The sequence below is a fragment of the Streptomyces sp. NPDC006687 genome (assembly GCF_040636215.1).
GTDB lineage: Bacteria > Actinomycetota > Actinomycetes > Streptomycetales > Streptomycetaceae > Streptomyces.
Genome location: NZ_JBEYJJ010000008.1, coordinates 20,354 through 35,220 on the forward strand (window position 1 = coordinate 20,354; position 14,867 = coordinate 35,220).

The following is a 14,867-nucleotide window of genomic DNA, read 5'->3' on the forward strand; positions in this document are numbered from 1 at the left end:
GCCGGTCTCAGAAGCGGGCGCCCAGCCGGCCCAGCCGCCTGCGCAGCCGGTGCGCCGCCCTCCGCACCGCGCGGTGGCGGGGCAGGAACGCCAGCCGTCGCGGGATCCCGCCCGGCAGTCCCAGCACGGTCAGCCGGCGGCGGCCGAAGTAGCGCCGGGTGTACGGGTCCAGGTGCCGGGCCAGGTACGCCTCGGCCCGGGCGCGGCGGTCCGGCAGGATCCGGGGCTGCATGGTGAAGCCCACCGCCGAGACCAGCCCCGGCAGATCGGCGGGCGGATCCCGCGGCGGCCCGTCCAGGTCCGGGACCAGCGCGTCCACCAGCGTCAGCGGCACCCGGTTGCTGTTCTGGTACGGGGACAGCCGCTCCAGCAGGGCCCCGGTGCCGGTCCGCGCCACCGGGATCCCGTACAGGGTCCGGGCGGTCATCAGGCCCGTCGAGAAGCAGCCCACCACCAGCGCCGGGCGCAGCCGCTGGTACAGGGTCTCGGCCGGCACGGGCGCGTCCAGCACCGTCAGCCGGGCGCCGAGCCGGCCGGCCTCCGCTGCGGCCCGCCGCCAGTACGCGGCCGGGGCGCTCGGGTGCGGTTTGAACACCAGGTCCCGGTGGCCCCATTCGTAGGCCCCGCGCACCATCGCGGCGTGCAGTTCCTCTTCCTCGACCGGGGACATCAGCTCCAGCGCCGACAGGTACTGGCCCAGCAGCAGGGCGGGCGGCTCCTCCCCGGCGGGGACCGGGAGGGGGCCGGCCTGGTCGGCCAGCTCCGCGAAGACCTTCAAGGCGGCCGGCGCCGGGATCAGCTCCGCCCGCACCCCGAACTCGGTCAGCAGCAGCGGCTCCAGGCCCGGGACGAGGTCCGGGTGCAGCACCCGCCGCACCCGCATCCCGATCTGCGGGTCGAGCCGGAAGCGGGTGGGCCCGTACGACATGAGCCCGTCGGCGTAGACGTCGACGGCGGCGCCGGGGAACAGCCGGCACAGGCTCTGCGCCGGCGGCACCTGGAGGGACTCCACGACCAGTTCGACGCGGTCCTCGCCCAGCCCCCACAGCCGCCGCAGCTGCCGCTCCCACAGCGGGACGTCCTCCGGGCGCGGCGCCCAGGTGCCGGGGTGCTGCGGGGCGAGGACGGCGTTCCAGTCGAGCACCTCGTCGAAGCGGGTGCGCAGGGCGGCGAAGCCGGGCATCGCGTCGAGGCCGGGGGTGACCTCGGGGGCGGGGGAGTGGTTGCTGGTGAGCAGGATCCGCCGGTGCGCGGGCGGGAAGCAGCCGGCGTCGAGGGCGGCGGCGAGGGTGGCCGTGCCGTAGAGGGTGGAGGCGAGGAAGAGCTGGGTGACGTTCACGCGGCGGCCCCGGCAGCCGGGGCGGCGGGCGCTTTGCGGCGGAGCCTGCGCAGGAGGGCGGAGCGCTCGGCGTCCATCGAGTCCAGGGCCGAGTCCAGGGCCGTGCGGGGCATTCGGGCGAGCGCGTCCGCGCTCATCGAACGGAGTTTTCTCGCCACGGCCGGTTCGAACCTTTCGATCGAGCCGATATGGTGCGCGATAATTGCGCAATACGTTCGGACCGCTTTGGGGATCAGGAGTTCGGATTCCCGGTCGGCCGCCGTGTCCGCGAGGACCTGGTCGAATGCCCGGATGAAATCGAGCTGGCGCTCGTCCCCGGTCTGCGTCAGCGAGGTGGAAATACCCCGCCGGTAGAACACCCCCGGCAGGCCGACCGCGGCGAACGAGCGCGCCTGTCGGTGCAGCCGCCAGATCCACGGCCGGTCCTCCGCCGTGCGCAGCCCGTCGGTGAAGTGCAGCAGCCCCCGGTCCAGCAGCCGCCGGTGGTACATGCCGGCCCAGGCGTACGGATAGTCCACCGCGGTGGACCGCGAGGCGGGCAGGATCCCGGCGCGCGGATCGGCCACCACCGACTCCGGCCCGTACGGCACCCGCTGCACGGTCCGCGTCCGGCCCTCCACCCGCACGTGGTCGGTCCGCACGAAGTCGCAGCCCAGGGCCTCGATGGCGGCCAGCGTGCGGGTCAGGTGGCCCGGCGCCAGCCAGTCGTCGCCGTCCAGGAAGGCGATGTAGAGCCCGCGGGCCGCGTCCAGCCCGGTGTTGCGGGCGGTCGCCAGCCCGCCGTTGCGCTCCCGTCTGAGCAGCACCGCCCCCGGCAGGGTCGCCGCGGCGCGCTCCAGCAGGGCGGGCGTCCCGTCCGTGGAGCGGTCGTCGACGAGCAGGAACTCGACGTCCTCGCGGGCGTTGAGTTCGAGGCTGCGCAGGGCATCCGGTGCGTAGGTCCGCACGTTGTAGAACGGCACGACCACAGAGAGCTTCAGCACCCGCGAGACCTTAGGCGTCCCGTCCGGCATTCGCCGTGGACCCGGTGCGTATTCCGTGTGAACGACGCGGGGCGGTCGCGTTAACCCGTCCGCTTTCGCATGTGGCCGACGGCTTGTTAACCCACCGTTGTGCGGTCGTTGGGCCGGTCGGCGGAAATGCGGAATAACTTCTGCCGGGTGCCAGTGCCACTCAGCAGAAGCCGGGCCGATCAACGGATCGCCGTACTCGCCGATTCCGACACACGCTGGAAATGGGGCGCGCTCACGGCCCGCCGCCTCGACGCCTCCCGCGTCACCGGGTACCTCCTGCGCGGGCGGGCCACCCCCACCGTCCGCCAGCTCGGCGAGGCGGGGGTGGGGGCGGACGCCGCGCCGGTGGAGGTGACCTGCGCGGAGTTCCTCGCGGAGCTCGGGCGCGAACGGTACGACGTGGTCGTCCTCGCCCTCGTCGGCGGGGCCGTCCAGGCCGTCCTGCACGGGGCCCGCGCGCTGTGGCCCCAGCCCTCGCGGCGGCCGGTGTTCGTCACCGGGTACGTGGGCGTGGTCTACGAGAAGCTCGCCGACGGGCTGCTGCTGCGGCACGGCGCCGACGTGGTCCTCGCCAACTCCCGCCACGACGCCGAACGCTTCCGCGCCGTCTACGAGGGCGCGGGCGCCGACCCGCGGGCCGTCACCGAGACCGCCCTGCCGTTCCTGGACGGGGCCCGGTACGGGGGCGCGGAGGGCCGCACCCGGCGGGTGGTCTTCGCGGTGCAGCCGTCGGTGCCCGAAAGCCGCGCCGACCGCCTCTACCTGCTGGGCCGGGCCGCCGGGCACGCCCGGCTGCACCCGGACCGCGAGGTGCTGGTCAAACTGCGCAGCCGGCCGGGGGAGCACACCACGCACCTGGAGGAACACCCCTACCAGCGCCTGGCCGACCACCTCCCCGGCGGCCTCCCGGCCAACTGCCGCCTGGTCTACGGCCACATGGGCGAGGTCCTCGACGACACCGACCTCCTGGTCACGGTCTCCTCGACGGCGGCCCTGGAATCCCTCCACCGGGGCATCCCCACCGCCGTCCTGACCGACCTCGGCATCCGCGAATCGCTGGGCAACCAGCACTTCCTCGGCTCGGGCTGCCTCACCTCCTGGACCCGCCTGGACCAGGGCCACCTCCCCCGGCCCAGCCCCGCCTGGCAGAGCGCCCACGGCGTCCGCCCCGCCGCCGGCCCGTACGCCGCCGATCGCTACGCCGCCGATCCCTACGCCGCCGCCCGGGAGCGGGTCGCGCGGCTGCTGGCGCAGGAGGAGCTCGCGCCCGTGGCGCCGTACTACACCCTCGACACCGCCCCCGGATACCTGCCCGGGATCCTCGCCCGCCAGCACCTCGCCCCCGACGGGACCCCGCTGCCGGGGGCCCTGCGGGGCGGGGGCGGCGAGTCGGCGGCCCGCCGGTGGGCGCGGGAGCGGCTGCGCGAGGCCGCGCGGGGCGCCTACCGGCACGGGGTGCAGCGCGTGGCCCCCGTGATCCGCCGGCTGGGCGAGCTGTGAACGCCCCGGCCACCCCGGCCACCCCGTCCCAGCCCGGCCACCCCACCCACCTCAGCGAAGGACACCCGACGTCATGACCGTCGCTCCGTTCAACCCCCGCCTGCGCAGCCTCGGCCCACGGATCGCCGGCCCCGGCCGGCCGGTCTACGTCGTCGGCGAGATCGGCATCAACCACAACGGCGACCTCGGCACCGCCTTCGCCCTCATCGACGCCGCCGCCGACGCGGGCTGCGACGCCGTGAAGTTCCAGAAGCGCACCCCCGAGCTCTGCACCCCCCGCGACCAGTGGGACGTCGAACGCGACACCCCCTGGGGCCGCATGACCTACATCGACTACCGCCACCGCGTCGAGTTCGGCGAGGCGGAGTACCGGGCCATCGACGGGCACTGCGCCCAGCGCGGCATCGACTGGTTCGCCTCCCCCTGGGACACCGAGGCCGTCGCCTTCCTGGAGAAGTTCGGCCCGCCCGCCCACAAGGTGGCCTCCGCCTGCCTCACCGACGACGAGCTGCTGCGCGCCCTGCGCGCCACCGGCCGCACCGTCGTCCTGTCCACCGGCATGTCCACCCCGAGGCAGATCCGGCACGCCGTCGAGGTGCTCGGCAGCGACAGCATCCTGCTCTGCCACGCCACCTCCACCTACCCGGCCAAGGCGGAGGAGCTCAACCTGAGGGTGATCAACACCCTCCAGGAGGAGTACCCCAACGTCCCCGTCGGCTACTCCGGCCACGAGACGGGCCTGCAGACCACCCTGGCCGCCGTCGCCCTCGGCGCCGTCTTCGTCGAGCGGCACATCACCCTCGACCGGGCCATGTGGGGTTCCGACCAGGCCGCCTCCGTCGAGCCCGGCGGCCTCGCCCGCCTCGTGCGCGACATCCGCACCATCGAGACCGCCCTCGGCGACGGCGTCAAGAAGGTCTACGACTCCGAGCTCGGCCCCATGAAGAAGCTCCGCCGCGTCCAGGGCACCGTCCCCGCCCAGGCACCCGCCGCCTCCTGACCCCCACCAGAGCGGAGTACGCCGTGAACCCCTCAGCCCTCACCCTGGCCCTCGTGGAGAGCCCGGTCCAGCTCCTCAACGTGCTGGAGTGGGCGCACGCGCGGGGCGGGGCCGGCCCCCGGCTGAGCGCCGTCCCCCGCCAGCCCGGCCCCGGCCGGACCGCCGCCGACGCCGGTGAACTGCACATCGTCGTCCTCCCCCCGACCGACCCCATGTCCCGCGGCCAGCTCCGCCGGGTCGCCGGGATCGCCCGGGACGAGGGCCACACCGTGCGGTGGCAGGAGGCCCGCGGCGGCTCCGGCTCGCCCCTGGGCGCCCTGGCCGCCCTCGCCCCCGCCGTACGCCGCGCGCAGCGGATCGTGATCGGCGACCCCTTCTCCCGCTTCCTCCAGCTGCTCCTGGTCCCCGCCCGGCCCGCCGAGCTGGTCGTGGTGGACGACGGCACCGCCACCCTGGAGTTCGTCGCGCAGCTCGGCCGGGGCGAGCGGCTGCGCCGCTGGCACCGCACCGGCGGCGGGCTCGCGTCCCGGGCGCGGGAGCTCGCGTACGCCCCGGTGTCGGGCACCGCGCGGCGCCGGCTGACCCCGCGCGAGGGGCGGCGCACCGTCGAGCTGTTCACCTCGATGCCGCTCACCCCGCCGCCCGGGGCCCGGCTGCGGGTCAACGACTTCGCCTGGACCCGGGCCCGCTTCGGCCCGCCCCGCCTGACCAGGGGCACCGACCTGGTCGGCACCTCCCTGGTGGAGACCGGGGTGGTCGACCCCTTCCACTACCTGGACGCCGTGCGCGCCCTGGCCCGGGAGCACGGGGTGACCCGCTACTTCGCGCACCGCCGGGAGTCCCCGGAGAAGCTGCGCGCGCTGAGCGAGGCGACCGGGCTGGAGATCGTCCGCCCGGACCTGCCGCTGGAGCTGATCGCCCGCAAGGGCCCCATCGGCCGTACCGTCGTCAGCTTTCCGTCCACCGTTGTCCACACCCTGCCCTACGCGCTCACCGGCACCGGCGTGACCGTCGCCGTCTGCGGGATCGACCCCGCCTGGCTCACCGCCACCGCTTCGCCCAGGGCCCGCGGCTTCCTCGCCGGGGTCGGCGACACCGCCCGCGATGTGCGCAGACTCCCCCTCCGGACCGCCCCCGCGGCCGGATGAGCGCGCGAGTTTACCCCCGGGCGCATACGCTCATGCGTCCAGAGGCCGCTTTTCTTTCCCCTAACGGCATGAATTTCTGGTGATCTCCAGACAGTTGACCCATCCGTGCGCCTACCCTTAAACGGGTGAACCAGTTGATGTCCCGCGAGTCCCTGCCCGCCCTGCCCGGCAAGCCCGACCGGCCCGAGCTGCCCGGCAAGCTTCCGGATCACCTGCGTGCCGAACTGATCGCCTTCCGTCGCGACCTTCACATGCACCCCGAGCTAGGCCACCAGGAGTTCCGCACCACCGCGGCGATCAAGGCGCGGCTGGAGAAGGCGGGGCTGCGACCACGGGTGCTGAAGTCCGGGACCGGCCTGATCTGCGACGTCGGCACCTGGGACGGGGGGCGGCCGATGCTGGCCCTGCGCGCGGACATCGACGCCCTGCCCATCCCGGACGCCAAGACGCACGTCCCGTACCGCTCCACCGTCCCGGACCGCGCCCACGCCTGCGGGCACGACGTGCACACCTCCGTGGTCCTCGGCACCGGCCTGGTGCTCGCCGAACTCGACCGCCAGGGCCTGCTCCCGCGCCCGGTGCGGCTGCTGTTCCAGCCCGCCGAGGAGGTGCTGCCGGGCGGGGCCACCGAGGCGATCGACTCCGGGGTGCTGGAGGGCGTCGGCCAGATCATCGCGGTGCACTGCGACCCGCGCGTGGACGCCGGGCGGATCGGGCTGCGGGCGGGCCCGATCACCTCGGCCTGCGACCGGCTGGAAATCACCCTGTCGGGCCCCGGCGGCCACACCGCCCGCCCGCACCTGACCACCGACATGGTCACCGCCGCCGCCCGGGTCGCCGTGGACGTCCCGGCCCTGCTGGCCCGCCGGATGGACGCCCGCTCGGGCATGTCCGTCACCTGGGGCAGGATCGAGTCCGGGCACGCCTGCAACGTCATCCCGATGCACGCCGAGCTGTCCGGCACGGTCCGCTGCCTGGACCTCAACGCCTGGCACGAGGCCCCGGACGCGATCCACGCCGCCGTGGACGAGGTCGCGACGATGCACGGCGCCAAGTTCGAGATCAACCACGTGCGCGGGGTGCCGCCCGTGGTCAACGACCCCGTGGTCGCCGAGCTGCTCCGGGAGGCCATGGCGGCCCGGCGCGGCCCCGAGTCGGTCGAGGACACCGAGCAGAGCCTGGGCGGCGAGGACTTCTCCTGGTACCTGGAGCACGTCCCCGGAGCCATGGCCCGCCTCGGCGTCCGCAAGCCCGGCGACACCGCCAAGCGGGACCTGCACCGGGGCGACTTCGACGTGGACGAGTCCGCAATCGGGGTCGGCGTCGAGTTCTTCACCGCCGCCGCCCTGCTCGACGGACGCCGCACAAGGCCGGTCAACTAAAAGATCAAGCAAAGTTCCGTACAACATCCGGCGGCCGGCCGCCGGAGCTGTCCAGCCCTTGGTACACAAGGGCTGGACGCCCACCCCGTTACTGATCGGTCACTGTCCGGTTCGCGACGATCCGATAACGACTCATGAACGGGCCTTTAACTGACATCTACGCGCGTTACGATCGCCGCGAAACCAGCGCCGGTCGTGGCGCTTCGGTCAGGTTTTGAAGGAGCCTCCCCTTGCGCCGGATCACCAGGATCGCCACCGTGGGCATCGCGTCCGCGGCGCTGGCCCTCTCGGCCACCGCCTGTGGCGGAAAGAAGTCCTCGGACGCCTCGTCCTCCTCGTCCTCCGAGACGAAGAGCGCCAGCGCCGCCATCGCGTACGACGTCGGCGGCCGCGGCGACCAGTCGTTCAACGACGCCGCCTACGCGGGCCTGGAGAAGGCCGAGAAGGACCTCAAGATCAAGACGGCCGAGGCGGAGCCCACCGAGGGCGAGAGCGAGGCCGACAAGGTCCAGCGCCTCACCGAGCTGGCGCGCAAGGGCAACAACCCGGTCATCGGCGTCGGCTTCTCCTACGCCCCGGCCATCAAGAAGGTCGCCGCGAAGTTCCCGAACACCACGTTCGGCATCATCGACGACACCTCGCAGACCGACAAGAACATCGCCAACCTCGTCTTCAACGAGGAGCAGGGCTCCTACCTGGCCGGCGTCGCCGCCGCCAAGGCGTCCAAGAGCGGCACGGTCGGCTTCATCGGCGGTGTCGAGGTTCCGCTGATCAAGAAGTTCCAGGCGGGCTTCGAGCAGGGCGTCAAGGACACCAACCCCAACGCCAAGGTGCTGTCGGCCTACCTGACCCAGCCGCCGGACTTCTCGGGCTTCGCCAAGCCCGACCTCGGCAAGGCCGCCGCCAAGGGCCAGCTCGACGGTGGCGCCGACGTGATCTACGCCGCCGCCGGTCTCGCGGGCTCGGGCGCCATCGAGGCCGCCGCCACCTCCGGCAAGTGGGCCATCGGTGTCGACTCCGACCAGTACAACCAGCCCGGTCTGGCGAAGTACAAGGACCACATCCTGACCTCGGTCACCAAGGACGTCTCCCTCGCGGTGTACGACCTGATCAAGTCGGTCAAGGACGGCAAGCCGGAGTCCGGCGAGGTCCGCTACGGCCTGGACAAGAACGGTGTCGCGCTGGCGGACTCCAACCCGCAGTACAAGGCGATGGCTGACGTCACCGCCGCGGTGGAGAAGGCCAAGGCCGACATCATCGCGAAGAAGATCACCGTCAAGACCGCGCCGTAAGGCCGTCGTCTGACGCGTAGTCGTGGTCTTCCGGGGTCCGGAAGCGGTCTCACCCGCTGCCGGACCCCGAGCCGCGTCTCCGCCCCCCAGTGATTCCGTCCGTGCGGACTTGTGGCCAGTTGGCCGCAAGTTTTCACTTCCGACAGTGCTACGCGCGTAGAGGCAGCGTGGACGCGATACCGTCCTCCTCCCGCCCCCCGCCCGGCCGATCACCGCCCTGTCTCCTGCCAACTTGGCTTATTTCCAGCTCCTTCCGCGCCAAGGAGAGTGCGTCATCAACGCGTCCAGCCCCCCTCTCGCCGTAGAACTGCACGGCATCACCAAGCGTTTCCCCGGCGTCGTCGCCAACAAGGACATCGCCATCTCCGTCCGCAAGGGCACGGTCCACGCCCTCATCGGCGAGAACGGTGCCGGCAAGTCGACCCTGATGAAGATCCTCTACGGCATGCAGAAGCCGGACGAGGGCACCATCGCCATCGACGGGGAGCAGGTCTCCTTCAACAACCCCGGCGAGGCCATCGCCCGCGGCATCGGCATGGTGCACCAGCACTTCATGCTGGCCGACAACCTCACCGTGCTGGAGAACGTCGTCCTCGGCGGCGAGAAGCTCTACGGCATCGGCGGCAGGGCCCGCAAGAAGATCATGGAGATCTCGGACGCGTACGGCCTCGGCGTGCGCCCCGACGCCCTGGTCGAGGACCTCGGCGTCGCCGACCGCCAGCGCGTGGAGATCCTCAAGGTCCTCTACCGCGGCGCCAAGACCCTCATCCTCGACGAGCCCACCGCCGTGCTCGTGCCGCAGGAGGTGGACGCGCTCTTCGACAACCTGCGCGAGCTCAAGGCCGAGGGCCTGACCGTCATCTTCATCTCGCACAAGCTGGGCGAGGTGCTGAAGGTCGCCGACGACATCACCGTCATCCGCCGCGGCACCACGGTCGGCACCGCCGACCCGAAGACGGCCACGACCAAGCAGCTCGCCGAGCTCATGGTCGGCACCGAGCTGCCCTCGCCGGAGACCCGCGAGTCCACCGTGACCACGACCCCGATGCTGCGCGTCGAGGGCCTCACGGTCGCCGAGTCCGGTACGGTCACCGCCCCCGAGACCTCCGCGCCCGCGCTGGGTGACTCCGACACCGACCTGCGCGAGGCACCGGTCGCCGGCCGCCTCCTGCTCGACGGCATCGACTTCACCATCCACAAGGGCGAGATCCTCGGTATCGCCGGCGTCGAGGGCAACGGCCAGACGGAGCTGATCGAGGCCCTCATGGGCATGATCACCCCCGACGCGGGCGTGATCACCCTCGACGGCGCCGACATCACCAGGATGCCGGTCCGCAAGCGCCGCGAGGGCGGCATCGGCTACATCCCCGAGGACCGACACCGCCACGGCCTGCTGCTGGAATCCCCCCTGTGGGAGAACCGCATCCTCGGCCACGTCACCGAGAAGCCCAACTCCAGGCGCGGCATCCTCGACCCGAAGGCCGCCCGCAAGGACACCGAGCGCATCGTGCTCGAATACGACGTCCGCACCCCCGGGATCGACGTCACCGCGGCCTCCCTCTCCGGCGGCAACCAGCAGAAGCTGATCGTCGGCCGCGAGATGAGCCACAACCCGAAGTTCCTGATCGCCGCCCACCCCACCCGCGGTGTGGACGTCGGCGCGCAGGCGCAGATCTGGGACGCCATCCGCGAGGCCCGCCGCGAGGGCCTGGCCGTGCTGCTGATCTCGGCGGACCTGGACGAGCTGATCGGCCTGTCCGACACGCTGCGGGTCATCTACCGCGGCCGCCTGGTCGCCGACGCCGACCCGGCGACGATCACCCCCGAGGAGCTCGGCACCGCCATGACCGGCGCGGCCAGCGGGCACCTCGAAGCCCATGACGACCACTCCGCCGGGGTCGACGGCGACACCACGGAGGACGAGGCCCGATGAAGAAATTCGACAAGGACCGGCTGCTCCTGGCAGCCGCCGGACCCGTGCTCGCGCTGGTCAGCGCCCTGGTGCTGACCATGATCGTGCTGGCGGCCACGGGCGTGGACCCGATCGACCCGCTGCGGATCATGATCGAGCAGGCCGGTTACGAGGACATCCAGGTCCTGATCATCAACCAGGCCGGCATCTACTTCCTGGCAGCCCTGGCCGTGGCCATCGGCTTCCGGATGAACCTCTTCAACATCGGTGTCGACGGCCAGTACCGCCTCGCGGCGATGGTCTCGGCCGTGGTCGGCACGGCGGTCACGCTGCCCGGCCCGCTGCACGTGCTGCTCATCGTGGTCGTCGCCATGGCCACCGGTGCCTTCTGGTCCGGTATCGCGGGCATCCTCAAGGCCCGGCGCGGGGTGAGCGAGGTCGTCTCCACGATCATGCTCAACGCCATCGCCACCTCGCTGATCGCCTGGCTGATCCTGCCGAAGAACCTCGGCGTGCAGCCCCCCGGCTCCAACGACCTGACCACCGGTGACATCCCGGAGTCCGGCTGGTTCCCGGCCGTGTCCCTGCCCGGCGGCGACATCTACGGCTTCACCTTCGTGGCCTTCGCGCTCGGCGTCGTCTACTGGTTCGTGCTCAACCGGACCCGCTTCGGCTTCGACCTGCGCGCCTCCGGCGCCAGCGAGTCCGCCGCGCAGGCGTCCGGCGTCGAGCCCAAGAAGATGATCATGACCGCGATGCTCATCTCGGGCGCGGTCGCCGGCCTGACCGGTATGCCGCTGCTGCTGGGCGAGTCCCACACGTACAACCTGTCCTTCCCCCTGGGCGTGGGCTTCACCGGCATCACCGTCGCGCTGCTCGGCCGCAACAACCCGATCGGCATCTTCTTCTCGGCCTTCCTGATCGCCTTCATCGACAAGGCGTCCGCCGGTCTCGACACCGAGGGGTACGCCAAGGAGATCGGCACGATCATGCAGGGCCTGATCGTGATCGCCGTCGTCGTCAGCTACGAGCTCGTCCGCCGCTACGGCATCCGCCGCCAGCAGCAGAAGGTCGGCGAAGAGCTGGCCGCCGGCCATGCCCTCAAGACCGACAACAAGGAGGTCGCGGCGTGAGCACCAGCACCGTTTCCGCGACGAGCGCCGCGCCCCGCAAGGGCGGCGGCCGCCGCAAGCTCACCCTGCCCTGGATCCTGCTGATCATCGCGGCCGGCCTCGCGCTGGTCTCGGTCGTCCGCCTGATCTCCGGCGCCGACGACCTGACCTCCGTCGGCCAGTTCTCCGGCGCCCTCCAGCTCGCCGTGCCGATCGCCCTCGCGGGCCTCGGCGGCCTGTGGGCCGAGCGCGCGGGCGTGGTCAACATCGGCCTCGAAGGCATGATGATCCTCGGCACCTGGTTCGGTGCCTGGGCCGGCTACCAGTGGGGCCCCTGGACCGGTGTGGTCCTCGGCATCGTCGGCGGCGCCCTCGGCGGCCTGCTGCACGCGATCATCACCGTGACCTTCAACGTCAACCACATCGTCTCCGGTGTGGCGATCAACATCCTGGCCGTCGGCTTCACCCAGTACCTGTCGAACTTCACCTTCGACAAGACCCCGGGCGGCTCCTCCAAGCAGTCCCCGCGCATCGACCCGATCACCGAGATCACCGTTCCAGGGCTCTCGGACTGGCTGGCGAAGCTCCAGGGCAAGCACTGGTTCCTGGTCTCCGACGCCGCCGGCGCCCTCGGCGGCCTGGTCACCAACCTCTCGCTGCTGACCGTCGTCGCCATCCTGCTGGTCCCGGCCACCTGGTGGGTGCTGTGGCGCACCGCCTTCGGCCTGCGCCTGCGCTCCTGCGGCGAGAACCCGGTCGCCGCCGAGTCCCTCGGCGTCAACGTCTACAAATACAAGTACATCGCCGTGATCGTCTCCGGTGCGATGGCCGGCCTCGGCGGCGCGTTCCTCGCGATCGTCTCCACCGGCATCTACCAGGAGGGTCAGACCGGCGGCCGCGGCTACATCGGTCTCGCCGCGATGATCTTCGGTAACTGGATGCCGGGCGGCATGGCCGTCGGCTCGGGCCTCTTCGGCTTCACCTACAGCCTCCGCCTGCGCGGCGGTGCCGAGAACGTGCACGCGATGCTCCTGCTCATCGCGATCCTGCTCGTGCTCGTCGTCGCCTGGCAGCTGTACAAGAAGAAGTACCTCCAGGCCGGCATCGCCGCGGTCTGCGCCGCCGGGCTGTTCGTCTGGTACGCGCTCACCGACCAGGTGCCCAGCCAGTTCGTCGACGCCGCCCCGTACGTCACCACGCTGCTGGTGCTCGCCCTGTCGGCGCAGCGGCTGCGGATGCCGAAGGCGGACGGTATGCCGTACCGCAAGGGCCAGGGCAAGTGAGCCCGGCTCCGGCGGTGGACTGGGAGGCCCTGCGCACGGCCGCCAGGGAGGCCATGACCCGGGCGTACGCCCCGTACTCGGGCTTCCCCGTCGGGGTGGCCGCGCGGGTCGACGACGGCCGGGTGGTCACCGGCTGCAACGTCGAGAACGCCAGCTACGGCCTCGGGCTGTGCGCCGAGTGCGGCCTGGTCTCCTCCCTCCAGGCCACCGGCGGCGGCCGCCTCACCCACTTCACGTGCGTGGACGGCAAGGGCGAGATCCTCGTCCCCTGCGGCCGCTGCCGCCAGCTGCTCTACGAGTTCGGCGGCCCGGAACTGCTGGTGGAGACACCGGACGGGATCCTTCCGCTGAGCGCGATGCTGCCGCAGGCTTTCGGGCCCGACCACCTCAGACAGCCGTGACGACGGCCCTCCGCCCCGCCGGGCGGAGGGCCGTCGGCCGTCTTCGAGCCGGGCTCGACCCACGCCTGGAACCCCTTGAACCCGTTGAACCTCTTTCCCCTCATCTCTATGCGCGTAGAAGGAAGTCACCTCATGGACGTCATCTCCGTCATCCGGACCAAGCGGGACCGCGGTGAGCTGAGCCCCGAGCAGATCGACTGGGTCATCGACGCCTACACCCGCGGGGTCGTGGCCGACGAGCAGATGTCGGCGCTGGCCATGGCCATCCTGCTCAACGGCATGAACCGGGCCGAGATCGCCCGCTGGACCGCCGCGATGATCGCCTCCGGCGAGCGGATGAACTTCGACTCCCTCTCCCGCCCCACCGCCGACAAGCACTCCACCGGCGGCGTCGGCGACAAGATCACCCTCCCGCTCGCCCCGCTCGTCGCCGCCTGCGGCGCGGCCGTCCCGCAGCTGTCGGGCCGCGGCCTCGGCCACACCGGCGGCACCCTCGACAAGCTGGAGTCCATCCCCGGCTGGCGGGCCCTGCTCTCCAACGAGGAGATGCTGAACGTCCTCGACACCACCGGCGCCGTCATCTGCGCCGCCGGCGACGGCCTGGCCCCGGCCGACAAGAAGCTCTACGCCCTGCGCGACGTCACCGGCACCGTCGAGGCGATCCCGCTGATCGCCTCCTCGATCATGTCCAAGAAGATCGCCGAGGGCACCGGCTCCCTGGTCCTGGACGTGAAGGTCGGCTCCGGCGCCTTCATGAAGAACATCGAGGACGCGCGTGAGCTCGCCTCCACCATGGTGGCCCTGGGCACCGACAGCGGCGTCAAGACCATCGCCCTGCTCACCGACATGTCCACCCCGCTCGGCCTCACCGCGGGCAACGCCCTGGAGGTCCGCGAGTCCGTCGAGGTCCTGGCCGGCGGCGGCCCGGCCGACGTGGTCGAGCTGACCATCGCCCTGGCGCAGGAGATGCTGACCGCCGCCGGCATCAAGGACGCCGACCCGGCGAAGGCCCTCGCCGACGGCTCCGCCATGGACGTGTGGCGCCGCATGATCTCCGCCCAGGGCGGCGACCCGGACGCTGCCCTGCCCGTCGCCCGCGAGCAGCACGTGGTCACCGCCCCGGCCTCGGGCGTCCTGACCCGCCTCGACGCGTACGCGGTCGGCGTCGGCGCCTGGCGCCTGGGCGCGGGCCGCGCCCGCAAGGAGGACCCGGTGCAGGCGGGCGCGGGCATCGAACTGCACGCCAAGCCGGGCGAGACCGTCACCGCCGGCCAGCCGCTGATGACCCTGCACACGGACACCCCGGAGAAGTTCGACTACGCCCTGGCCTCCCTGGAGGGCTGCTTCGACATCGCCCCGGCCGGCACGGCCTTCACCGCCACGCCGATCGTCCTGGACCGCATCGCCTGACCTGCGGGCTTGCCTTCGGGTGAACGGGACCGGTGGACCCCCGCCGGTCCCGTTCGGCTCCGACCCGGACGCCCG

12 protein-coding genes are annotated in these 14,867 nt (G+C 72.1%); 10 read left to right on the forward strand and 2 right to left on the reverse strand.

Annotation, left to right across the window (positions count from 1 at the left end):
* Positions 1–7: 7 nt before the first annotated feature.
* Positions 8–1,339 (reverse strand): polysialyltransferase family glycosyltransferase, encoded by a 1,332-nt coding sequence (locus tag ABZ716_RS12260; RefSeq protein ID WP_358958471.1) that lies wholly within the window; start codon positions 1,337–1,339, stop codon positions 8–10.
* Entirely contained in the window at positions 1,336–2,322 is a 987-nt protein-coding gene (locus ABZ716_RS12265) for a glycosyltransferase family 2 protein (RefSeq protein WP_358958473.1), read from the reverse strand. Before ABZ716_RS12265 ends, ABZ716_RS12260 begins: the two co-directional genes overlap by 4 nt.
* 183 nt (positions 2,323–2,505) lie before the next feature.
* Here ABZ716_RS12265 and ABZ716_RS12270 point away from each other — a divergent pair, with 183 nt between their 5' ends.
* From ABZ716_RS12270 to ABZ716_RS12315, 10 genes are all read left to right on the forward strand, one after another.
* The gene (locus ABZ716_RS12270; RefSeq protein ID WP_358958716.1) at positions 2,506–3,852 is read left to right on the forward strand and encodes a DUF6716 putative glycosyltransferase; all 1,347 of its coding nucleotides are present in this window, start codon (positions 2,506–2,508) and stop codon (positions 3,850–3,852) included.
* Positions 3,853–3,925: 73 nt separating this feature from the next.
* Complete coding sequence (locus ABZ716_RS12275; protein ID WP_358958475.1) at positions 3,926–4,852, forward strand: N-acetylneuraminate synthase family protein; 927 nt, start codon at positions 3,926–3,928, stop codon at positions 4,850–4,852.
* A 23-nt stretch (positions 4,853–4,875) separates the two neighbouring features.
* The gene (locus ABZ716_RS12280; RefSeq protein WP_358958477.1) at positions 4,876–6,000 is read left to right on the forward strand and encodes a hypothetical protein; all 1,125 of its coding nucleotides are present in this window, start codon (positions 4,876–4,878) and stop codon (positions 5,998–6,000) included.
* A gap of 137 nt (positions 6,001–6,137) precedes the next feature.
* Positions 6,138–7,382, forward strand: coding sequence for an amidohydrolase (locus tag ABZ716_RS12285; RefSeq protein ID WP_351878770.1), 1,245 nt, complete (start codon positions 6,138–6,140; stop codon positions 7,380–7,382).
* Positions 7,383–7,612: 230 nt separating this feature from the next.
* Positions 7,613–8,674: a BMP family ABC transporter substrate-binding protein gene (locus ABZ716_RS12290; RefSeq protein ID WP_358812868.1), complete on the forward strand. Its 1,062-nt coding sequence runs from the start codon at positions 7,613–7,615 to the stop codon at positions 8,672–8,674.
* A gap of 274 nt (positions 8,675–8,948) precedes the next feature.
* The gene (locus ABZ716_RS12295; RefSeq protein ID WP_358812899.1) at positions 8,949–10,607 is read left to right on the forward strand and encodes an ABC transporter ATP-binding protein; all 1,659 of its coding nucleotides are present in this window, start codon (positions 8,949–8,951) and stop codon (positions 10,605–10,607) included.
* Positions 10,604–11,719 carry an ABC transporter permease gene (locus tag ABZ716_RS12300; protein ID WP_355973219.1) on the forward strand — a complete coding sequence of 372 codons (1,116 nt, stop codon included), beginning with the start codon at positions 10,604–10,606 and terminating at the stop codon, positions 11,717–11,719. The genes ABZ716_RS12295 and ABZ716_RS12300 overlap by 4 nt, the downstream gene beginning before the upstream one ends.
* Complete coding sequence (locus tag ABZ716_RS12305) at positions 11,716–12,981, forward strand: ABC transporter permease (protein ID WP_358812869.1); 1,266 nt, start codon at positions 11,716–11,718, stop codon at positions 12,979–12,981. Before ABZ716_RS12300 ends, ABZ716_RS12305 begins: the two co-directional genes overlap by 4 nt.
* The gene (locus ABZ716_RS12310; RefSeq protein WP_351878015.1) at positions 12,978–13,382 is read left to right on the forward strand and encodes a cytidine deaminase; all 405 of its coding nucleotides are present in this window, start codon (positions 12,978–12,980) and stop codon (positions 13,380–13,382) included. The genes ABZ716_RS12305 and ABZ716_RS12310 overlap by 4 nt, the downstream gene beginning before the upstream one ends.
* Before the next feature lie 132 nt (positions 13,383–13,514).
* The gene (locus ABZ716_RS12315) at positions 13,515–14,792 is read left to right on the forward strand and encodes a thymidine phosphorylase (RefSeq protein ID WP_358812870.1); all 1,278 of its coding nucleotides are present in this window, start codon (positions 13,515–13,517) and stop codon (positions 14,790–14,792) included.
* The last annotated feature ends 75 nt before the right edge of the window (positions 14,793–14,867 follow it).